The organism is Duganella sp. GW821-FHT01E12, from assembly GCF_059422325.1.
Genome location: NZ_JBWKWR010000001.1, coordinates 639,290 through 659,083, shown reverse-complemented (window position 1 = coordinate 659,083; position 19,794 = coordinate 639,290). Strand labels below are relative to the sequence as shown.

Below are 19,794 nucleotides of genomic sequence, written 5' to 3'. Positions count from 1 at the left end.
TGACATCGATAACATTTCGATTGACATCGATATCATTTCTTGTTTCAATGGCCCATCTTCACGAATCGTGGAAGATGGGGATGGAACTACCGCAGGCTGTTTTTGCTGGTGGCGCGCCGTCCAGGAGACGATTTACACCATAAGAAAGCACAGACCACATGAAAAGCCAGAATCCGTTCTTGTTATCCGCAGTCACGGCTGCCGTCCTCACGCTCGTCAACCAGACCGCCGCGCAAGCCCAGAGCGCCGCCCCTGCCGAACCTTCCACCACAAAAGAAGTCGCCGCCGAAGTGCAGCAAGTGGTCGTCACCGGCGTAGCCTCGGCGCGCGGCGTGCGCAAGGTCGACTCGGCCTTCTCGATCACCACCGCCACCGAGGAACAACTGAAGCAAGCCTCCCCCAGCAGCACCGCCGACATCATGAAAATCGTGCCGGGCGTGTATGCGGAATCGACCGGCGGCCAGTCCGGCGCCAACATCGAGGTGCGCGGCTTCCCTTCCGGCAGCGATTCGCCGTTCGTCTCGGTGCAGCTGATGGGCAACCCGATCTTCCCGCCGCCGACGCTGTCGTTCTTCGAAGGCTCGTCGGCGTTCCGCCTGGACGACACGGTCGAGCGCGTTGAAGTGCTGCGCGGCGGCCCGTCCACCATCTGGTCCAACGCCCAGCCCGGCGCGACGATGAACTTCATCCTGAAGGAAGGCGGCGACACGCCGGAAGGCTCGGTGCGCTTCACCACCGGCACCGGCAGCCTGCGCCGCGTCGACATGTTCTACGGCGGCAAAATCAGCGACGGCTGGTATGGCTCGGTCGGCGGCTTCTACCGCAAGACCGACGGCGTGCGCGACGCCGGCTTCCCTGCGGACGACGGCCACCAGCTGACCGCCACATTGACCCGCAAGCTCGACGACGGCAAGCTGACCATGTACGTGCGCAACACCGACGACAAGAACGCCTTCTACACCGGCGTTCCGCTGATCTCCAGCAACGGCGGCCACACGATCTCGGAATTCCCCGGCTTCAATCCGCTGACCGGAACCCTGATGAGCGGCGAGATGCGCAACTTCACCATCGAGGCGGCGCCCGGCAAGACGCTCAACCGTGACCTGGCGGACGGACGCGGCCTGAAAGCCACCGTGTTCGGCGCCGACTTCGACCAGAAGATCGGCGAGTGGAGCGTGTCGAACAAGTTCAACCGCTTCGACGGCGACCTCAACACCAACGCCATGTTCACCGGTAACAACCCGCTGTCGATGAACGACTATTTGAAGGCGGCCATCGCCTCGGCCAACGGCAACGCGGCCACGGTCGCGGCGGCCGGCGGCAAGCTGGCCACATCCGGCACCTCCACCTACGTCCACGGCGGCGCGGTCGACGGCAACCAGCAGGTGGTGCAGGCCGGCCTGTGGTCGGTGGAGAAGAAGCTGACATCGTTCACCGACGAGCTGCGCGTCAGCAAGGACATCGGACACGGCCACACCGTCACCGTGGGTGGCTACTTCGCCGACTACTCGTCGCGCGACGTCTGGTACCTGGGCAACAGCCATCTGATGTCGGCCGTGCCGCAGGCAAGCCTGATCAACGTGACCCTGAACAACGGCGTGGTCGTGTCGAAGAACGGCACCGACGGCAACGTGTTCTACGCGCCGGTCGCCTCGTACGATGGCCGCAACACCGCCGCCTTCGTCTCGGACGAGTGGAAGGTCAACGACCGCATCAAGGTCGACTTCGGCATGCGCCACGAACAGCAGAAGATCAGCGGCACGATCTCCAACCTGACCTCGGGCGACACCGACAACAATCCGCTGACCGTGTACAACAACGGCACCTCGATGCCGGACGGCTCCAACACCTACCTGAGCCGCACCGACAGCGCCAACTCCTTCACCATCGGCGGCAACTACAAGCTGGCCAAGGACACGGCCGTGTTCGTGCGCGCCAACCGTGGCCACACCTTCATCTCGTTCGACGATCTGCGCGGCGCCGGCAACCAGCAAAGCGCCAACGACCGCAGCATCCTGCCGACGCCGAAAGTGAGCCAGTACGAAATCGGCTTCAAGACCGCGACCCAGCTGTACAGCGCCTACATCAACGCCTTCCACACGGAATTCGACGGCATCGCCTTCACGCAGATCCTGGCGGACGGCCGCGAGCTGCATTCGATCAGCGGCTCCAAGGGCAACGGCCTGGAATTCGAACTGGCCGTGCGTCCGATCGAAAACCTGCAACTGGCGCTGACCGGCGACTACCAGAAATCGGAATACCGCGACAATCCGCAGACTGCCGGCAAGACCGTGCAGCGCCAGCCGAAGCTGCAATTCCGCTTCACGCCGACGTACCGGATCCCCATGGGCGACGGCAACTCGGCCAAGCTCTACGCCACCTACACCTCGATCGGCGAGCGCTGGGCCGACCAGGCCAACCAGCAATACCTGCCCTCCTACCGCACCATCGACGCCGGCGTGCTGTTCTCGCTGGGCGATAAGATCGAAGTGCGCCTGGCCGGCACCAACCTCAACAACGAGCTGGGCTTGACCGAAGGCAATTCCCGCCTGACCGCCGGCGGCACCGGGCCGATCAACGCGCGTCCGCTGTTCGGCCGCACCTGGGAAGCGTCGCTGCTGTACCGTTTCTAAACTGAACTGTCCCCCTCACAGGCAAGGCGCTGTCAGCCTTGCCTTTTTTGTTTTTGTGGCCTACTCTTCAATTGATCGTGCTCAATACGATTCTGCCTTACCATGCCCGAAATTCTTGCTTAGGGGTTTAGATCGTGGCTTCCGTAACGTCCGTCAGCGCGCTGCAAGCATCGATAGCACAAGCCGAAAGGCAGGTGCAAACGGACCAGTCGCGCGTGAACCAGGACGCCAGCCGGCTGGAACAAAGCCGGGTGCAGTTGACCAAGGATAAGCAGACGCTGAGCGACACCCAGCAGCAAAGCGATCAGGCGTCCGCGCCGCCGTTGAAAGCGACGCCGGCCCCGAATTTGAACAATGCGATAGAGAAGCCGTCCCGCGCCGCGCAGGTGCTGGCGGCCGACCTGGCGGCGGCGCCCAAGCCGCAGATCAACGCCCAGGGCGAGACCATCGGCAAGCTGATCAACGTCGTCGCCTAAGTGGGGTCAAGTCTGACATTCGGACACGAGCTCTACCGTAGGCGCGCGCCTACGGTAGAGCTCGTGTCCGAATGTCAGACTTGACCCCACCGTTTTAGCCGACAGACATTGCCGCTTCCAATGCCTTCACCTCGTCCCACCAGCGGCCATCGGCCAGCGGCTGGTGGATATCGAGCGCCTTGCCGATTTCAGGCGTAGCCAGCGGCAGCCGGCGTTCCGCCGCCAGCTCGTGGATGCGGTCGAACGGATCATGCCAGGAGTGCAGCGACAGGTCGAAGGTGCCGTTATGGATCGGCAGCATCACCTTGCCGCGCAGGTCGATGTGCGCCTGCAGCGATTCCTCCGGCTGCATGTGCACGTCCGGCCACTGCGGATCGTAGGCGCCGGTCTCCACCATGGTCAGGTCGAACGGACCATGACGGCGGCCGATTTCCTTGAAGCCGTCGAAGTAGCCGCTGTCGCCGCTGAAGAACACCTTCACGTCGCGGTCCTCGATCACGAACGACGCCCACAGCGTCTTGTTGCGGTCGTGCAGACCGCGCCCGGAAAAGTGCTGGGCCGGCGTCGCCACCAGCCTCAGGCCCGCCACATGGGTCGATTGCCACCAGCTCAGCTGCTGCACCTTGGCCGCCGGGATGCCCCAGCCGATCAGGCGGTCGCCCACGCCCAGCGGCGTGATGAAGTGCTCGGTCTTGGCGGCCAGCTTCATCACGGCGGCGTAGTCCAGATGGTCGTAATGGTCGTGCGACAGGATGATGCCCTTGATCGGCGGCAGTTCCTCGATGCTGATCGGCGCCTGGTGGAAACGCTGCGGCCCGGCCCACTGCACCGGCGACGCGCGCTCAGAAAACACGGGGTCGGTCAGCCAGAAATGGCCGTTGAGCTTGAGCAGCACCGTCGAGTGGCCGAGGCGGAACAGGCTGCGATCCGAAGCATCCAGTAACTGCTGCTGCGTGATCGCATGAACGGGAATGGCCTGGCGGGGCACGGTGTCCTGGGGTTTGTCGAAGGCGAAGCGCAGCATGACGCCCAGCGACTTGAAGAAGCCCATCTTGCTCATCTTGACCGGATTGCGGAACTTGCCGTCGCGGGTGCGTGGCGCGCTGGGCACGGACAAGCCGTCGAGGTCGGATTCGGCGAGAGCGGATTGATAAGCCATGATGGGCGACTCCTGGATTGAGAATGTACACTACACAGTGTAGTTCTTATTTTTTGAAAAGTAAACTAGCCGGTGTAAAATAAAGAGATGAACCTGCCCCTCAAAATGACCGACCGCAAACGCCAGGCCATCGTCGAAGCCGCCATCGCGGAATTCCGCATCAGCGGTTTCGAATCGACCAGCATGGACAAAATTGCCGCCACCGCCGGCGTGTCCAAGCGCACGGTGTACAACCACTTCCCAAGTAAAGACGAACTGTTCGCGCAAATATTGCATGAGCTGTGGAATAACGCGGCGGCGCAGGCCGACCAGCCCTACAACCCGGCCGTGCCGCTGCGCGATCAGTTGCTCGATCTGTTGTGGAGGAAGATGGCCATGCTCCAGGACAGCTACTTCCTGGATCTGGCGCGGGTGGCGATCGCCGAATCAATCCACTCGCCCGAGCGGGCGCAGGAGATGGTGACGCGGCTGACCCGCAAGGAAGAGGAAGCCTCGGTCTGGCTGCGCGCGGCCCAGGCCGACGGCAAGCTGCCCAAGGCCGACCCGGTGCTGGCGCCGCAGATGCTGAGCGGCCAGCTGAAGACCTTCGCCTTCTGGCCTCAGGTCACGCTCAACCAGCCGCCGCTGGACGCGGCCATGCAGAAAAAAGTGGTCGAAGCGACCGTCGATATGTTCCTGGCCTACGCCGGCTGAATCAGGCGAAACTGACCGAATAAATCGGCGGCAAGGTGGTGGAGATGGTCTGCCACTGGCCGCCGCCATCCTCCGACAGCCAGGCGCCGCCGGTGGTCGATCCCATCAGCAGTATCTGCCCGCAATCGCTGACGGCCAGCCCGTGGCGGTACACCAGGTCGTAGCAGTGCTGCTGCGGCAGCCCGCCGCGCCAGGCGGTGAAGGTCTTGCCGCCGTCGGTGGTGCGCGTGACCGCCAGCGCCGCGTGCGCGGCGTAGCGCTTGCTGTCCGCCTCGGCCGGCACGAACCACGCCGTCTCGCCGTCCTGCGGATGCACCGCCGTCACGAAACCGAAATTGGACAGCGGCGCGCTCACCACCTCAGTCCAGTTGGCGCCGTTGTCCACGCTGCGCCAGATGCCGTTGTGATGCTGGCACCACAGCTTGTCCGGCTCGCCGGGACAGCGCACGATGCGGTGCGGATCCTGCACCTGCTGCGTCTCGGCCAGTTCCGGCGGCATGTAGCGGGCCACCATGCCCTTGGCGCGCATGCTCCAGCTCTCGCCGCCGTCGTTGGTCAGCCAGGCGCCGCCGCAGGAGATCCCCACCAGCACCGACCTGCTGTTACGTGGGTCGACGCAGATGCTGTGGATGCCCGGCACATCGTAACCGCCGCCCATCCACTGCGAACGCTCCGGCACGTTCCACAGCGACTCCACCAGCTGCCAGCTGTCGCCCCGGTCGTTCGAGCGGAACAGGCCGCCCGGCAAGGTGCCGGCCCACAGCACGCCCGGCTGGTCCGGCCCGCCCGTCGCCAGCGACCATATCTGCCGCAGCTTCCATTCGACCGGATCGGCCGAGCCCTCCGGCTTGGTGGGGAAGGCCGGCACCGCCACCTCGGTCCACTGCTCGCTGCCCGGATCGCGCCGGTGCAGCTTGGTGCCGAAGTGACCCAGGTTCAGGGCCGCGTACAAGGTGCCGTCGCGCCGATCCGGCAACACCATCGTCACCGGATCGCCAAGGAAATGCTGCCGGTCCAGATGCCACGCCTCGTGCGTGCGGTAGATTTCGAACAATCCTTTGCGAGTGCCGATGTAGGCGCGGTCGGACATGTCAACCTCCAGAAAGAGCTTGCAAGATATAGACTTTGGAATGCTGCGCGAGCGCATCGTTCAACAGCTTGCGCTCGCGGGTGCGCTGGCCGTCGATGAAGATAACGACGTTCTCCCGCAAGTGGCCCTGCTCGTCGAGCACATAGCCGCGCAGCCGTGGATGATCGGCGAAGGCGGCGTCGAGGGCGCCGCGCAGATCGGCCGCGCCGGTCTCCACCTGCGGCACGTCCATGAAGCGGGCCAGTTGCTGGGTAAAAATGAGTTGCGCCATCGTTATGCTTGTTGGTTTGATCGACGGGAATTCAGATTCTAGTCCGGTTTCGCATAAAATGAAAACGCATTAACTAACGGAGCGCCGCATGACGATCACACCGCAAGAGCTGGAACTGTTGATGGAGGAAGTGGAGAAGGAAGACCCGATCGATTTCGCCGACCTGCCGTTCGACGAGCACGATCTGCGCGGCCTGATCTCCAACCACCTGTGCGAGATGGCCGAGGCAATGGAAAGCTTCAGCGAGGAGGACAAGCACCTGACCCTGCTGGCCGTTGCGGCCAAGCTGGTGCTGGAGAACATGGTGCTGAACATCCAGCTGATGCGGCGCCACGGCGTGCCGCTCAGCGAATCGACCGACGCGCTGCTGAGTCGCCTGCGCAAACGCGACGATGATCCGCCCGCCTAGACGGACAAGGTGCGCTTGGATCCATACGAAAATGGTTCGAAGATCACGGAGTTAAGCCATGAGCATGCAGAACACAATGACGATTAACGGCCACCAAGCGGTGATCACATTCGACCCGGAAATTCAAATGTTCCGGGGCGAGTTTCTCGGTCTGAATGGAGGGGCCGATTTTTACGCGAAGGATGTCAAAGGCTTGCAGCGGGAGGGGAGAATTTCGCTAAATGTCTTTCTGGAAGCGTGCGCCGAAGACGGCGTCGAACCACGAAAGAGTTTTTCGGGGAAATTCTCGCTGCGTGTTGCACCTGCGATCCACGAGGCGGCAGCTGTTGCCGCCGCCGCGCATGGGAAGAGCCTCAATCAATGGGCGGAAGACGTACTACGTAAAGCAGCTCTAGCTTGATGCTTGAAGTAATACGATCGGTATGTGCTCTGCAACAGGTGTCAGAGCAAGTCAAGTGGCGTCGGCCGCTTCCGGCCAGAAGCGGACCTACAGGTAAATACGAAGTTAAGCGAAACAGACCATGAAATTTCAAAATACTTGGATAACTAGGCTGATGACCGAATGCCATGGCCAGCAGCTGTGGACGGTAATGCGATGAAGTTAATTTTCTCTTGGTTCTCTTACCGGGATAGGTATATGCCTTCAGCATCGTATGCTGAGCAAGCCCTAGGAGCTATCGAACCGCTGCCGACCATACTTACAGATGACGGCGGGCTCAATTTAAACACGTCCTTGAACTGGATTGATGAAGGTCTCTCAATGCTCGAACAGGTTGAATCACATGCAAAGCTAGATTGTGAATGGGATAGAGAGGAATGGGGAGCTCGTATCTTTACGGATCGAGTCATCATCGCTTATCTTCATGACGATGAGCTTCGCGAGATTGTTCCTACGCCTGTCTTTAAAAAAGTGCTTTCTTCTTGGCGAAATTTCGTGGCAGCCGGTCCAGTGGGTGACCCTACAGAAGTACTCGAAATTGGTGGTCATATGGTTTTGACTAGTTATTCGACAAAGATATCCTAGCGCCGCCTAACGGCCAGGAGCAGAAATTCGATGAATTAGCGTCACGGATGCTAAGTTGTATGCAAAATGGAGCGAAAGCTTTCCGGCTTTTGAAACGGAAATTTGATGGGAATCGTAGCGTACTATCTCGATGTAGATGCCACTCAACTCGCAACGTTGAAGGCGAAGCCAGCCCTTATTTGGAATATCCACAGCGATCCAAGGTTTGCAAAGGCGAGCATGATCGACAATGACAAGGACTGGGAAGTTTTGTCATGGCTTACTTCGCCAAAGAAGCGGGTTGAGAAGTGTCATGAAGCGGCGTGGGGATGGGCGCGCGACAAGGACGTAGACCAAAAAGCATCGCGAGAGGAGTTCAAGCAACTGGTCGCGAAGTCAATTGAAGAACTCGGCTGCCCTCCTGATACCCAAGAATCTGATTCACTTTTAAAGGCAATCGAGGGGCGCGGGGCCGCGAATGAACGAGAGCCGTCGTTGAACTTTGGACTTGGTGCTGCAAGAGTATTTCGGCCAGATGAAGTCAAACTGCTGGCGGTCTCGTTTGCGGAGTTCGATCTTACTGCGCTTCGTAAGCAGTTTGACCGAAAGGAGATGGCTAGATTTGAAGTCGGTGGCATGGATTGGGAAACTGAGCCTGACCAGGTGCTTGACCAATTTCTCGTCCCGTCCTTTAAAAAAATCAGCAATTTCTATCAGCGAGCCTCACGCCTGAATCACTACGTGCTGGTCGTATATCAGTAGTCGCCTTGCGGATTACCTTGGATAGTTGAAGAATCGTTGGCTGCGACCGGCCAGCAAAAGAAATTGGAGCGGTACCTATGTGAATCATATATATAGGTCCGTGACGGCGATCTCACTTTGTTTTAGTACAGTCGGAATAATAAATGCTATCAAAAGAACAGGTTGACGCGATAGGCGATCAATTAATATACAGAGCTCGATATTCCAACGTCGCTCAGGACTCAATCCTGCACCGCTGGAAAAATTCCAATCAGACTTCTACTAGATTTATTTTCCCCTTTATAGTGCTCCCACAGTTCTTTAGTATTTGGCTGCATCACCAGAAAGAAATTTCCAATATTTTCTTTTATTTTTCGATAGCGTCACTGTGTATTTTCGGAATTCTCGGAATAGTTGTTGGAATCTATCAAAGAAGAACTCCGCTCATAAAAATTGAGGATGGTGTAGTTCTTTGCTACGGAAGTGCACCGTGGAGGAGGAAGACCTTTCGTCAGTCGGAAATAAATTCGGTAATTTTCACCAAAAATCCGAATCGTTGGCGTGGTGCTTATCAGCTCTCGTTTCACACCTACGGAGCCGAAACTCGTATTTGGCTCCCCATTCGCAAACCGTCGCCTATTCCTCTGATTCGGCAGATGCTTTTTGCGAACTTCAGAGACAAGTTCATAGAGTCCGAGATATAAAACGCGAGCAAAATCTCACATAGGGCCATAAAAATCTACAGTCAAAATTATCTTACGACGGGACAAGGTCTGAGTTTTCTTTTCATAATATTCCAATAAGTTTCAGGCCAGCCATAGACAACTTTTAAACGATCGATTCAGCTGCTCTCCTGAGAGATACCGTCGGCGGGCCGGCCGAAAGCAATGGGAAAATTCCGCCATGTGTGAAAATTCGTGAATTTTATAAATGAGTAAAATGTTATCCTGCGTGCCATCGGCCGAGGTCGGCCATGATCGGACACTCGAATTTCGTGAGGTTTTAGAATGCGTATCATTACTATCTTGGGCATTGTTGGTTCAGTTGTTGCCGTGACTGGGTTCGCTTGGAATAAGCAGTGGGTAGGATCCTTGGCTGTGATCTTCTGGTTAGCGCACACATTTTTCAACGAGATATTTCCGTCTGTATTATCAGAGCAGTTGGTTATCGCGTTCGACTTCATATTTATTGCCTTAGCTTTAGTTTTTTGTTGGCGGAGTTTTTCTCGTAGAAGAGTCATCTAGCGGCCAGAAGCTGCCGGTCAAACCTGGTGAATTTTGCTCGCATTAACATTGATGAAAGACTTGGTATGGGGCGGAAGCGTTTAAATCATGCCGCTGAAACATTTTGTGCGATGTTTTGCGGCTGGAGGCTGATGAACTCATATGCCGAGCTCCAAGCACTTGGTTCGGGTGTTCTCATTATTAATGTCTTAGATCGAAAGTGTACATTCAATGGCAATTCCATTGCGCCAATTTCGATAGCCTATGAACTTAATGCTTGGCTGCTAGAGGACATGCAAAAACATAGTGTCTCATCGGCAGATCTGTCGTCGGTTCTTTTTTCAGTCGTTATTGAATTGCAGCGCACTCCTGCACCATCAAATCCAAGAGGCAGCTTCTACATCGGAAAAGACGGCAAGCCAATTCATAAGGGCGAATTCTTTAAGCTTACAGCAAAGTGCACAAGCGAAATTAGGATGGGTGTAGCTATTTACGGCAGCACAAGGAACCATAAGGAGCAATGGCCAGTCGGCTGGCCCAATACATAGGATTGCAACGCACTAGGTCCAAAACGCCATACCCGTTGGTTGATCCTTGAGTCGGCCCCAGGGGCCTTCTGAATCCGAAGTGCCAGCTTCGAGGCAATAGGAGTCGAGGACGGCCACACCGCGACGGCGTACAATCGGCCAGAAGCCGACGGTCACGAATAATACAAAATAGGATGGATGAACACAGAATGCCCGATATCGAACTGGAAGAGCTAAATGACAAAGCAACCGGACGGCTCGTGATGGCGGACGCTTTCGACGAGGCTGCCTTCAAGAACTTGTACTCGTACATTTGCGAGGTGGCCGAGAAGCTGAAGACGGAGAGCGTTCTATCGAAACAATTCTTAGCTGTCGTGTTAAATGCTGCCAGTGCTATTAGAACCCGTGCCGAGTACCTCCCTGACGTTAAAAAACGCATATCACTCGCCGACGACTTCGACATGGTTTTGGCTTTAGTTGCGGTTGGAGAAGCACCAAGTGACAGGCTGCCAGGTGTGCCTCGTGTCATTTGAACTTACGCTCGACGTTGGCCGACATCGGCTAGAATCGGACATTCAATGAAACACCGTTCATCAAGATGATGATGCGAATATTTAGGCTGTTGATTGTTTTAGGTCTCGCAGCTAGCGTTACCTCATGCAGTCTTTTCGATTCTGGTATCGAGTGGCGTGCAGGCCCTTACGCCCTATTGTGGATAGACACCGCTGACAATATCTCCTTGTGTAGGGACCTCGGCAAAGGCTCTTGGATTGGGCGCGTGGATGCTATGGTCTTTGCTGTCGGATGGAACGGTCGTTATGTAGTAGCTAAACAGCATCCCGCTGGGGACAGGAGTAAAACCGACTATTTTATAATCGACTCACTACGCGACTCCGATTTAGCGAATTTGTCAGACGTCGTTCTTGGCCCGTTGAGCAAAGATGAGTACGGCAAAAAGACCGTGGAACTAAAATTACCTGCCTTCACGAAAGTGCTGGAATCACTTGAGTGACGATTTTCGGCCACGAGCGGCACCACATCGCTATGCGCAACTCCTGACGACACAAATACCCGAAAAAAATGCTTATCATTCTCGACACTAATATATATTTTGAAAATTGGTTTCTAACCAGTCCGCAGTTTGCTTTGCTCGCCAGTTATTGTAAGAATACAACGGCCACATTGCTTATCCCTCAGGTTGTGGTAGATGAGATAGAAGCAAAGTTTGAACAAAGATGGACAACGTTTATTAACGTTGTTGAGAGCTTACCTCGTCAATTCGACGAGTTGCGCGTTGATAAATCGCTGCTTCCCACTATGCCAGCGAGGCCAACTTATGACTTTGCAGGCGTAGTGCGACGACATTTCCCTAACTGCGTCATTTTGACGTACGAAAATTTACCGCATGGTCCATTGGTGAATAGGGCGATTCATTCGCGACGGCCATTCCGTGAAAAAGAAAAGGGTTACAGAGATTCACTTATGTGGGAGTCGGTTCTTGCCTACCTTTCCTCGATCAGTAGCGTTACACCTGTCGCGTTCATAAATGCCAATACAAAAGATTTTTGGGAGCAAAGTGCTGGTACACCTCAATTACATTCTGACCTTCAAGCAGATTTAAGTAGTCGAAAAATTGAAAACTCCTTTCTGTTGTACGCATCCTTGAGACAGTTTGCGGACACGCATATAGAACAGTTGGTTTCCGATTTTGACGTAGAGCAATTCCAAGACAAGCATCAAGATAATATAGAAGACATAGCCCAAGATGCTGCAATGATTTATTTGCGTGAACTTAAGGTGCCAGCTGTACGCACCATGCTAGTGGATGCAGGGTTCTCTGCCCGAGCTGTGCAGGCAATAAATCAAGCTCGGTGGACGCTTTTTGAGGGAATTGAAGACTATGAATTTCTCTCTTTTGCTAGGGTGGCCAAGGATCGAATATACATTAGCTTCAAATTTGACATGCGAATGCTCGACCTTGAAGTTGACATGTTTGCGTCAGAGTATTTTGCAAATCAAGCCGATCTTGATCAAGAATTCTTTAATCAAGATGTTAATAATCAGTATGCTCACATGAGTGCAATTTTACGTGGAGACTTCAAAGCGGGAATAATTTTCGATACCAAACAGGAAGCGGTAGATCAAATATCAATTGATGTAGTTCGTATCTATGAAAGACGTTAGCAGATTCGTTTTTTACATAAAGAGTATTTTCCATTTTCTTAGGCGTTAGGCCAATGAAAAACTGCTTGGAGATGAAGAAACATTATGAAAGTCCGAGATGGGGCCGGTGTCGCCTGTCGTGACAATTCGTGAATTTTTTGCAAGAGCAAGATGCTACTCTATAGCCATCAGCCGCGTACGGCTGTACCGGACGGACCTAGTGGAGGAACATAAGTAATGACAAATGGAAATTAATACGCCGCTCAAAAATACATATGACGACAAATCAGCACGAAGAATGGTTAGACTCCATTCTGCCAATACAAAAAAGACTTACTAAGTCAGTGGTATCGATCGTAGAAAGCCTGCTCCACGAAAATGAGATTGATTATTTAACGGTCGTTGGTCGTACCAAAGAAAAATCATCAACACTGGATAAAATAAAAAGAAAAAAATATTCTAATCCAATGCAAAGCTTGACCGATTTATCTGGGATTAGAATCGTACTTTATTTTGAATCTGATGTCAAGAAAGTTGGTGAGCTAATCGCAACTGCTTTCGAAGTCGACGCAGAGAATTCGCTCGATAAAGATTCTCTTCTATCAACAAATCAGGTGGGCTATCGCTCGGTTCATTACGTATGCGGCCTCGGTCCTAAGCGCGCTGAAATTGATGAGTATAAAGGATTCTCAAAACTTAAATTTGAATTTCAAGTACGGACAATTCTCCAACACGCTTGGGCCGAGCTTGCACATGATCGAAAATACAAATTTTCTGAGACGCTCCCTCCAGAACTCGAACGCCAGCTGTACCTTTATGCAGGCCTGCTAGAAATCGCAGACAAAGGATTCGATGAAACTGCAAAGGCAATCGATAGATATTCAAGAAAATTGCAGGATCGGACCAATCACGGCGACCTGAATTTTGGAGTTGACTCATTAAGTCTAGCGGCATATGTAAATCATTGGGCACAACAAAACGGGCTAGCTATTCATGATACGAATTGGGTATCGGAATTATCAGAGTTGGTTCGAGAACTACACGAATTTGGCATTAAGAAAATTAATGATCTTGCAGAGATTGTTCCTCAAAATTACGCCAATGTAGCTAAGGAGTTAGATCGCGAAAGCACAATCTTCGGTGTGGTACGTGATTGGATGTTAATTAAAGATTGGCGTCGTTTTAAGCGGGAAGTTAAATTCAACTGGTTCATGTCGGAGTCGGAAATTATTGAGCGCCTTATCCCTTCAATAGATATTAATGATTTCAGGAATTCTTTTGACTGGAATAACGAAGCTGAGGATTACTACACCGGAGATGAAGATTGACGATCTAAAATAATTAATTGCAAGGCTGCGCTGATGAATGCGAAAGTCCGATTTGGGGCGGTTGCTGTCGGTCACAGCACATCGTGTGTCAGGTCAAGCGAACCTGGAGGCAGCAGGCGCCAGTATGAGCAGGTCGGTTTCGGCGATGGCCACGCAAGGCAGGATGTAGCCTTCGCGCTTTTCGTCCGCGCTCAGGCCCGGCCACTCGATCAGGTAACGCACCGTGCCGCCGGTGCTCAGGCAGATGCAGGTGCGGCAGGTGCCGTTGCGGCATGAACTGGGCAGGCGCACGCCGGCGCGCTCCGCGCTTTGCAGCACCGTCGCCGGTGCCTGCGCGTCGAAGGTCCATCCCTGTCCCGCCAGCGTTACCCGTACTGCCTTGTCCATGCTGCATCCTGAATTGCCGCGTCAAACCAGCATGATAAACCGTCAGGCCAGCAGCTTGAGCTTCGGCTTCGCCTGGCCGGCCTGCGCGGCGGACGGCTGCCGCACCACCAGCCCGCCGCGCAGCTTGAACACCGCCATCGCCTGCGACACGCAGCGCGTCTGCTGCGCCAGGTTGCCGGCCGCCGCCGCGGCCTGCTCCACCAGCGCCGCGTTCTGCTGTGTGATGTCGTCGATCTGTATCACCGCCTGGTTGACCTGCACGATGCCGTCGCTCTGCTCGCGGGTCGAATTCGAAATCTCTTCCATCACGCGCGACACCCGGTCCACCGATTCGATCACCTGATTCATCGTCACGCCGGCGCTGGTGGTCAGCACTGTCCCGGCCCGCACCTTCTGGATCGACTGGTCGATCAGTATCTTGATGTCCTTGGCCGCCGTAGCAGAGCGCTGCGCCAGGTTGCGCACCTCGCTGGCCACCACGGCGAAGCCGCGCCCGTCCTCGCCGGCGCGCGCCGCCTCCACCGCCGCGTTCAGCGCCAGGATATTGGTCTGGAAGGCGATGCCCTCGATCAGGCCGATGATGTCGAGCACCTTGTTCGACGAGGCACTGATGTCGTCCATCGTCGTCACCACCTGCGACACGATGCTGCCGCCCTGCGCCGCCACCGCCGACGCCCGCTCCGCCAGTTCATTGGCGCTGGCGACATTGCAGGCGCTCTGCTGGACGGTCGACGTCAGCTGCTCCATGCTGGCCGCCGTCTGCTGCAGGCTGGACGCCTGCGACTCCGTGCGCCCCGACAGATCCAGGTTGCCGTCCGCGATTTCGCCGGTCGCCAGCGATATCTGGTCGAAGTTGGCGCGGACGTCGCCGATGATGCTGTGCAGGTTGATATTGGTCTGCCGCAGCGCCACCAGCAACTGCCCGACTTCATCGTCGCGCCGGATATCGAAGGCCGCACTCAAATCGCCGCCGGCCATCATGCGCGCCGCCCGCGTGGCCTGCCGCAGCGGCAGCGCCACGTTCAGGTACAGGCTGCGGCCGAACCAGGCCATGCCCAGCATGGCGATCAGCGCCAGCGCTCCCATCCAGCTGCGCAGCGCGACGATGCCCGCGTCACCCATGCCCAGCAACGCAAAGGCCAGCAAGGCCAGCACGCCGCTGGTCAGCAGCGTCACTACGCCGATCTGGCGCGCCAGCGACATGCTCAGCATGCCCGCCAGCCGCGTCACCACGCCGGTCGACCGCACCCGCCCGTTGACGATGCGCAGCCGGCGCGGATTGCCGGCCTTGAACTGGCGATACACGTCGTCCGCCTCGCGCACCTGCTCGCGGCTGGGCTTGGTCCGCACGGACAGGTAGCCGATCGGCTTGCCCTGTTCGATCACCGGCGTCACGTTCGCCATCACCCAGTAATAGTCGCCGTTCTTGCAGCGGTTCTTCACCAGGCCGGTCCACGGCATGCCCGACTTGATCGTCCGCCACAGGTCGGCAAACGCCTCGACCGGCATGTCGGGGTGGCGCACGATATTCTGCGGCGCGCCGATCAGCTCCTGCTCGGTGAAGCCGCTGACCTCGATGAAATAGGGATTGGCGTAGTTGATATTGCCCTGCAAATCCGTGCTGGAGACGATGGTCTTGCCGTCTTCCATCAGATACTCGTTTTGCGTGATTGGACTGTTGATGCGCATGGCCATTCCTTTTTTTATAAACGGAAAGGGCGTGCCGGGGTTTGGGGAGCGCCATTGGCCAGTAGCCAATGAGTCCAGAATACCGGCAATATCCCTGCGACAAAATCACCAATTGTCGCGAGGAATTTTTACTACCGGTTTTCTAGGCGATTTTTGACCTACATCAAATTTTTCGGGTGCGAACGCAACAAGCGTCAGTCCGGTTTGAAATTTTGCCCCAGAGACATTGGCTTATTCAACAAGATTGTCTGCGGGTTCCGGCAAATGATGACCAGCACCACGATCGTGGCCAGGTAGGGCAGCATCGACAGGAATTCGGACGGGATGTCCAGCCCCATGCCCTGCCCGTGGAACTGCAGCACCGTCACGCCGCCGAACAGATAGGCGCCCACCATCACGCCGCGCGGCTTCCACGTCGCGAACACCACCTGCGCCAGCGCGATCCAGCCGCGCCCCGCCGTCATGCCCTCGACCCACATCGGCGTCAGCGCCAGCGACAGGTAGGCGCCGCCCAGGCCGGCCATGGCGCCGCCGAACAGCACCGTGCCGTAGCGCAGGCCGATCACCGGAAAGCCGATCGCATGGGCGCTGTGCGGCGACTCGCCCACCGCGCGTATCACCAGCCCAAGCCGCGTGCGCGCCAGCATCCAGCCCACCAGCAGCACCAGCACCACCGAGCCGTACACCATCGCGTCGAAACGGAACAGCAGCGGCCCCACGAACGGCAAATCGGACAACAGCGGAAAATGCAGGTGCGGCATCGGCTCCACCGTCTGTCCCACCAGCCCGCGCCCCATGAAGGCCGACAGCCCGAGGCCGAACAAGGTCAACGCCAGTCCGGTGGCCACCTGGTTGGTCTGCAGCGTCAGCACCAGGAAGCCGAAGATCAGCGACATCAGCATGCCGGCCACTATCGCCGCCAGCAAGCCAAGCCACATCTGCCCCGTGCCCAGCGTGACGCCGAAGCCCACCACCGCGCCCACCAGCATCATACCCTCCATGCCCAGATTGAGCACGCCGGAACGCTCGGTCACCAGCTCGCCCATCGAGGCCACCACCAGCGGCGTGGCGGCGCCCGCCGTGCTGGCGAGGAAGGCGATTAACAGTTCGGTGCTGATCATGCGGTTTCTCCAACGGTGACGGGCAGGTGCCGCGCGCGCGGCTTGAAGCGGTAGTGGATGAACAGGTCGGCGGCCAGCAAATAAAACAGCAACAGTCCCTGGAACATGCCGGTGATCGCCGACGGCACCTGCAGCTCGATCTGCGCCGTCTCGCCGCCGATGTACAGCAGCGACATCAGCAACGCCGACAGCACCACGCCCAGCGGATGCAAGCGCCCGACGTAGGCGACGATGATGGCCGCGAAGCCATAGCCGGCCGACACCGACGGCTGCATCTGCCCCAGCGGCCCCGCCACCTCGCCCACGCCGGCGATGCCGGACAAGGCGCCGCTGACCATGAAGGCCAGCCACACGTTGCGCGGCTCGCTGAAGCCGGCGTACAGCGCGGCGGCCGGCGCCATGCCGCTCACCTGCATGCGGTAGCCGGCGAAGGTGTGCTTGCAGAAGAACCAGGCCGCCACCGCCGCGACCAGCGACAGGATGAAGGCCGCGTTCAGCCGCAGTCCTTCCACCAGCAGCGGCAAGGTGGCCGAGTCGCTGAACATCTTCGACTGCGGGAAGTTGAAGCCGGCCGGATCGCGCATCGGCCCGTGCACCAGGTAGCTCAGCAAGTGATACGCCACGTACACCAGCATCAGGCTCACGAGAATCTCGCTGGTGTTGAAGCGCGTGCGCAGCAGCGCGGGGATGGCGGCCCACAGCATGCCGCCCAGCGCGCCCGCCACCAACATCAGCGGCAGCACCCACCAGGCCTGCACCTCGTCGAAATACAGCGCCACCGCGCCGGCGGCGATCGCGCCCACCGTCAGCTGGCCGTCGGCGCCGATGTTGGCGACGTTGGCGCGAAAGCCTATCGCCAGGCCCACGCCACACAGGATCAGCGGCGTGGCCTTCAGCAGCAGTTCGCCGACGCCGTACAGCGTGGTCCACGGCTTGATGAAGTAGACGTAGAAGGCGTGCAGCGGCTCCTGTCCGAGGAAGAAGAACAGCGCGGAGCCGGTGAGCAGCATGGCCGCCGCCGCGATCAGCGGCGACGCCAGCATCATCGAACGCGAAGGTTCGGGACGTCGTTCAAGCCGCGACATGTTCTGCTCCCTGGTAGTCGAAATCGCCGCTCATCCAAACGCCGATCTGGTTGATGCTGGTGCCGCCCGCCGGCACCGCCTGCGACAAGCGCCCGTCCGCCAGCACGGCGATGCGGTCGCTCATCATGAACAATTCGTCCAGCTCCTCCGACAGCACCAGCACCGCCACGCCCTGGTCGCGCATGTCGATGATGGCCTGCCGTATCAGCATGGCGGCGCCGATGTCCACGCCCCACGTGGGCTGCGCGAACACCATCACCTTCGGCGCCAGCGCGATCTCGCGGCCGACGATGAACTTCTGCAGGTTGCCGCCCGAGAGGCTGGCCGCCGCCGACTGCTCGCCGCCGCACTTGACGTTGAAGCGCTCGATCACCTTGCGCGCGAACTCGCGCACCGCGCCGCGCTGTATCAGGCCGCGCTTGACCATGCCGGTGTTGGCCGCCGGCAGATAGCCGGTCAGCAACGCGTTGTCGGCCAGCGACAGGTCGGGCGCGGCGCCGCGACCCAGCCGCTCCTCTGGCACGAAGCCAAGCCCCAGCTGGCGCCGTTGCGCGGCATCTAGCCTGCCCACGTCCCGCCCGCACAGGCGGACCACGCCGCTGCCGGCGGCCAGCGCGCGCTCACCGGAGATGGCCTTCAGCAGCTCCTGCTGGCCGTTGCCGGAGATGCCGGCGATGCCGACGATCTCGCCGCTGCGCAGCTCCAGGCTGACGTCCTTGAGCCGCGTGCCGAACGGATCGTCGCTGCGCACATTGAGCTTGTCGAGCGCCAGCAGCACCTCGCCCGGTTCGCGCGGCTTGTGCACGCACACCGGCAGCTCGCGGCCTATCATCAGCTCCGCCAGCGACTTGGCGCTTTCCTCCTTCGGGTTGGCGGTGCCGGACACGCGCCCGCCGCGCAGCACGGTGGCCTTGTCGCACAGCGACTGGATCTCGTCGAGCTTGTGGCTGATGTACAGGATACTGACGCCCTCGGAGGCCAGGCGCCGCAGCGATTCGAACAGCTTGAGCACCGCGTCCGGCGTCAGCACCGAGGTCGGCTCGTCCATGATCAGCAGCCGTGGCGACTGCAGCAGGCAGCGCACGATCTCCACCCGCTGCCGCTCGCCCACCGACATGCTGTGCACCAGCCGTTGCGGGTCCAGCGGCAAACCGTATTGTTCGGAGACGGCGCGGATGCGCGGCGCCAGCGCGGCCGGCGCGATCTTCTCGTCCAGCGCCAGCGCGATGTTCTCGGCCACGGTCAGCGTCTCGAACAGCGCGAAGTGCTGGAACACCATGCCGATGCCCAGCTTGCGCGCATCGTGCGGCGAGTGGATGTGGACCTGCTTCCCCTCCCACATGATCTGGCCTTCATCGGGCCTTGTCACGCCGTAGATGATCTTCATCAGCGTGCTTTTGCCGGCGCCGTTCTCGCCCAGCACGGCGTGGATCTCGCCCGGCATGACGGTCAGGTCGACCGCGGCGTTGGCCACCACGGAAGGGTAAATCTTGGAGATGCCCAGCATCTTCAGGCGCGGCTCTGTCATCGGCGCTTCCCTCATCGTATACAAATTGAATACAAAAACAGACGCAATTAGCATGCCACACGCGATCCGCCCGAAATGCTCTGTTTTGGACCGGAGAGTGCACTAAATATGACACAGTTTTTCACCAAAAATGTGCGCGGCGCTCAAAAATGAGGACAAAACAAAGTATTTTCGTACACAATACAAGACAGCTTCACCGCAGCTTTGTACACGATGTAGTTAGCATGGTTCCTGCTTTATGCAGTGTGAGCACCACCCTCACGGAGAA

At 57.8% G+C, this 19,794-nt stretch carries 20 protein-coding genes; 12 read left to right on the top strand and 8 right to left on the bottom strand.

Annotation, left to right across the window (positions count from 1 at the left end; translation table 11 throughout):
- Positions 1 to 158 precede the first annotated feature (158 nt).
- The gene (locus tag AC07WS_RS02815; protein ID WP_494727617.1) at positions 159 to 2,633 is read left to right on the top strand and encodes a TonB-dependent receptor; all 2,475 of its coding nucleotides are present in this window, start codon (positions 159 to 161) and stop codon (positions 2,631 to 2,633) included.
- Positions 2,634 to 2,767: 134 nt separating this feature from the next.
- Positions 2,768 to 3,109 carry a hypothetical protein gene (locus AC07WS_RS02810; RefSeq protein ID WP_494727616.1) on the top strand — a complete coding sequence of 114 codons (342 nt, stop codon included), beginning with the start codon at positions 2,768 to 2,770 and terminating at the stop codon, positions 3,107 to 3,109.
- A 94-nt stretch (positions 3,110 to 3,203) separates the two neighbouring features.
- Here the strand turns inward: AC07WS_RS02810 and AC07WS_RS02805 are convergent, their stop codons facing one another.
- Positions 3,204 to 4,268 (bottom strand): MBL fold metallo-hydrolase, encoded by a 1,065-nt coding sequence (locus AC07WS_RS02805; RefSeq protein ID WP_494727615.1) that lies wholly within the window; start codon positions 4,266 to 4,268, stop codon positions 3,204 to 3,206.
- Between the two features lie 87 nt (positions 4,269 to 4,355).
- Here AC07WS_RS02805 and AC07WS_RS02800 point away from each other — a divergent pair, with 87 nt between their 5' ends.
- On the top strand, positions 4,356 to 4,961 hold the full coding sequence (locus tag AC07WS_RS02800) for a TetR/AcrR family transcriptional regulator (RefSeq protein ID WP_494727614.1): 606 nt from the start codon (positions 4,356 to 4,358) through the stop codon (positions 4,959 to 4,961).
- A gap of 1 nt (position 4,962) precedes the next feature.
- Here AC07WS_RS02800 and AC07WS_RS02795 read toward each other — a convergent pair whose 3' ends face one another.
- Together AC07WS_RS02795 and AC07WS_RS02790 are read right to left on the bottom strand one after the other, a co-directional pair.
- The gene (locus AC07WS_RS02795; protein WP_494727613.1) at positions 4,963 to 6,051 is read right to left on the bottom strand and encodes a WD40/YVTN/BNR-like repeat-containing protein; all 1,089 of its coding nucleotides are present in this window, start codon (positions 6,049 to 6,051) and stop codon (positions 4,963 to 4,965) included.
- 1 nt (position 6,052) lies between these two features.
- The gene (locus tag AC07WS_RS02790) at positions 6,053 to 6,322 is read right to left on the bottom strand and encodes a MoaD/ThiS family protein (protein WP_494727612.1); all 270 of its coding nucleotides are present in this window, start codon (positions 6,320 to 6,322) and stop codon (positions 6,053 to 6,055) included.
- An 88-nt stretch (positions 6,323 to 6,410) separates the two neighbouring features.
- On the opposite strand from AC07WS_RS02790, the gene AC07WS_RS02785 reads away from it, so the two are divergent.
- From AC07WS_RS02785 to AC07WS_RS02745, 9 genes are all read left to right on the top strand, one after another.
- Entirely contained in the window at positions 6,411 to 6,731 is a 321-nt protein-coding gene (locus AC07WS_RS02785) for a hypothetical protein (protein WP_494727611.1), read from the top strand.
- Between the two features lie 64 nt (positions 6,732 to 6,795).
- Positions 6,796 to 7,131, top strand: a complete 336-nt coding sequence (locus tag AC07WS_RS02780; RefSeq protein WP_494728042.1) for a type II toxin-antitoxin system HicB family antitoxin — start codon at positions 6,796 to 6,798, stop codon at positions 7,129 to 7,131.
- Positions 7,132 to 7,368: 237 nt separating this feature from the next.
- The gene (locus tag AC07WS_RS02775; protein ID WP_494727610.1) at positions 7,369 to 7,755 is read left to right on the top strand and encodes a hypothetical protein; all 387 of its coding nucleotides are present in this window, start codon (positions 7,369 to 7,371) and stop codon (positions 7,753 to 7,755) included.
- Between the two features lie 105 nt (positions 7,756 to 7,860).
- Entirely contained in the window at positions 7,861 to 8,496 is a 636-nt protein-coding gene (locus AC07WS_RS02770) for a DUF1877 family protein (RefSeq protein ID WP_494727609.1), read from the top strand.
- A gap of 1,249 nt (positions 8,497 to 9,745) precedes the next feature.
- Positions 9,746 to 10,246 carry a hypothetical protein gene (locus AC07WS_RS02765; RefSeq protein ID WP_494727608.1) on the top strand — a complete coding sequence of 167 codons (501 nt, stop codon included), beginning with the start codon at positions 9,746 to 9,748 and terminating at the stop codon, positions 10,244 to 10,246.
- A gap of 188 nt (positions 10,247 to 10,434) precedes the next feature.
- Entirely contained in the window at positions 10,435 to 10,758 is a 324-nt protein-coding gene (locus AC07WS_RS02760; RefSeq protein ID WP_494727607.1) for a hypothetical protein, read from the top strand.
- 65 nt (positions 10,759 to 10,823) lie between these two features.
- Complete coding sequence (locus AC07WS_RS02755) at positions 10,824 to 11,237, top strand: DUF3997 domain-containing protein (RefSeq protein ID WP_494727606.1); 414 nt, start codon at positions 10,824 to 10,826, stop codon at positions 11,235 to 11,237.
- 68 nt (positions 11,238 to 11,305) lie between these two features.
- On the top strand, positions 11,306 to 12,409 hold the full coding sequence (locus AC07WS_RS02750; protein WP_494727605.1) for a PIN domain-containing protein: 1,104 nt from the start codon (positions 11,306 to 11,308) through the stop codon (positions 12,407 to 12,409).
- A 254-nt stretch (positions 12,410 to 12,663) separates the two neighbouring features.
- Positions 12,664 to 13,716 carry a GTP pyrophosphokinase gene (locus AC07WS_RS02745; RefSeq protein WP_494727604.1) on the top strand — a complete coding sequence of 351 codons (1,053 nt, stop codon included), beginning with the start codon at positions 12,664 to 12,666 and terminating at the stop codon, positions 13,714 to 13,716.
- Between the two features lie 93 nt (positions 13,717 to 13,809).
- Here the strand turns inward: AC07WS_RS02745 and AC07WS_RS02740 are convergent, their stop codons facing one another.
- The 5 genes from AC07WS_RS02740 to AC07WS_RS02720 all read right to left on the bottom strand — a co-directional run bounded on the left by AC07WS_RS02740 (position 13,810) and on the right by AC07WS_RS02720 (position 19,526).
- On the bottom strand, positions 13,810 to 14,103 hold the full coding sequence (locus AC07WS_RS02740) for a 2Fe-2S iron-sulfur cluster-binding protein (RefSeq protein WP_494727603.1): 294 nt from the start codon (positions 14,101 to 14,103) through the stop codon (positions 13,810 to 13,812).
- A gap of 42 nt (positions 14,104 to 14,145) precedes the next feature.
- Positions 14,146 to 15,792, bottom strand: coding sequence for a methyl-accepting chemotaxis protein (locus tag AC07WS_RS02735; RefSeq protein WP_494727602.1), 1,647 nt, complete (start codon positions 15,790 to 15,792; stop codon positions 14,146 to 14,148).
- A gap of 194 nt (positions 15,793 to 15,986) precedes the next feature.
- Complete coding sequence (locus tag AC07WS_RS02730) at positions 15,987 to 16,913, bottom strand: ABC transporter permease (RefSeq protein WP_494727601.1); 927 nt, start codon at positions 16,911 to 16,913, stop codon at positions 15,987 to 15,989.
- Complete coding sequence (locus tag AC07WS_RS02725) at positions 16,910 to 17,998, bottom strand: ABC transporter permease (protein WP_494727600.1); 1,089 nt, start codon at positions 17,996 to 17,998, stop codon at positions 16,910 to 16,912. The genes AC07WS_RS02730 and AC07WS_RS02725 overlap by 4 nt, the downstream gene beginning before the upstream one ends.
- Positions 17,985 to 19,526 carry an ABC transporter ATP-binding protein gene (locus AC07WS_RS02720; RefSeq protein ID WP_494727599.1) on the bottom strand — a complete coding sequence of 514 codons (1,542 nt, stop codon included), beginning with the start codon at positions 19,524 to 19,526 and terminating at the stop codon, positions 17,985 to 17,987. Before AC07WS_RS02720 ends, AC07WS_RS02725 begins: the two co-directional genes overlap by 14 nt.
- Positions 19,527 to 19,794 lie beyond the last annotated feature (268 nt).

Excerpts from the sequence above, each read along its gene's own strand:
- AC07WS_RS02815 (WP_494727617.1), top strand. The coding sequence starts at position 159 with ATGAAAAGCCAGAATCCGTTCTTGTTATCCGCAGTCACGGCTGCCGTC.
- AC07WS_RS02805 (WP_494727615.1), bottom strand. The coding sequence starts at position 4,268 with ATGGCTTATCAATCCGCTCTCGCCGAATCCGACCTCGACGGCTTGTCC.
- AC07WS_RS02800 (WP_494727614.1), top strand. The coding sequence starts at position 4,356 with ATGAACCTGCCCCTCAAAATGACCGACCGCAAACGCCAGGCCATCGTC.
- AC07WS_RS02795 (WP_494727613.1), bottom strand. The coding sequence starts at position 6,051 with ATGTCCGACCGCGCCTACATCGGCACTCGCAAAGGATTGTTCGAAATC.
- AC07WS_RS02790 (WP_494727612.1), bottom strand. The coding sequence starts at position 6,322 with ATGGCGCAACTCATTTTTACCCAGCAACTGGCCCGCTTCATGGACGTG.
- AC07WS_RS02785 (WP_494727611.1), top strand. The coding sequence starts at position 6,411 with ATGACGATCACACCGCAAGAGCTGGAACTGTTGATGGAGGAAGTGGAG.
- AC07WS_RS02780 (WP_494728042.1), top strand. The coding sequence starts at position 6,796 with ATGCAGAACACAATGACGATTAACGGCCACCAAGCGGTGATCACATTC.
- AC07WS_RS02775 (WP_494727610.1), top strand. The coding sequence starts at position 7,369 with ATGCCTTCAGCATCGTATGCTGAGCAAGCCCTAGGAGCTATCGAACCG.
- AC07WS_RS02770 (WP_494727609.1), top strand. The coding sequence starts at position 7,861 with ATGGGAATCGTAGCGTACTATCTCGATGTAGATGCCACTCAACTCGCA.
- AC07WS_RS02760 (WP_494727607.1), top strand. The coding sequence starts at position 10,435 with ATGCCCGATATCGAACTGGAAGAGCTAAATGACAAAGCAACCGGACGG.
- AC07WS_RS02755 (WP_494727606.1), top strand. The coding sequence starts at position 10,824 with ATGATGATGCGAATATTTAGGCTGTTGATTGTTTTAGGTCTCGCAGCT.
- AC07WS_RS02750 (WP_494727605.1), top strand. The coding sequence starts at position 11,306 with ATGCTTATCATTCTCGACACTAATATATATTTTGAAAATTGGTTTCTA.
- AC07WS_RS02745 (WP_494727604.1), top strand. The coding sequence starts at position 12,664 with ATGACGACAAATCAGCACGAAGAATGGTTAGACTCCATTCTGCCAATA.
- AC07WS_RS02740 (WP_494727603.1), bottom strand. The coding sequence starts at position 14,103 with ATGGACAAGGCAGTACGGGTAACGCTGGCGGGACAGGGATGGACCTTC.
- AC07WS_RS02735 (WP_494727602.1), bottom strand. The coding sequence starts at position 15,792 with ATGCGCATCAACAGTCCAATCACGCAAAACGAGTATCTGATGGAAGAC.
- AC07WS_RS02730 (WP_494727601.1), bottom strand. The coding sequence starts at position 16,913 with ATGATCAGCACCGAACTGTTAATCGCCTTCCTCGCCAGCACGGCGGGC.
- AC07WS_RS02725 (WP_494727600.1), bottom strand. The coding sequence starts at position 17,998 with ATGTCGCGGCTTGAACGACGTCCCGAACCTTCGCGTTCGATGATGCTG.
- AC07WS_RS02720 (WP_494727599.1), bottom strand. The coding sequence starts at position 19,526 with ATGACAGAGCCGCGCCTGAAGATGCTGGGCATCTCCAAGATTTACCCT.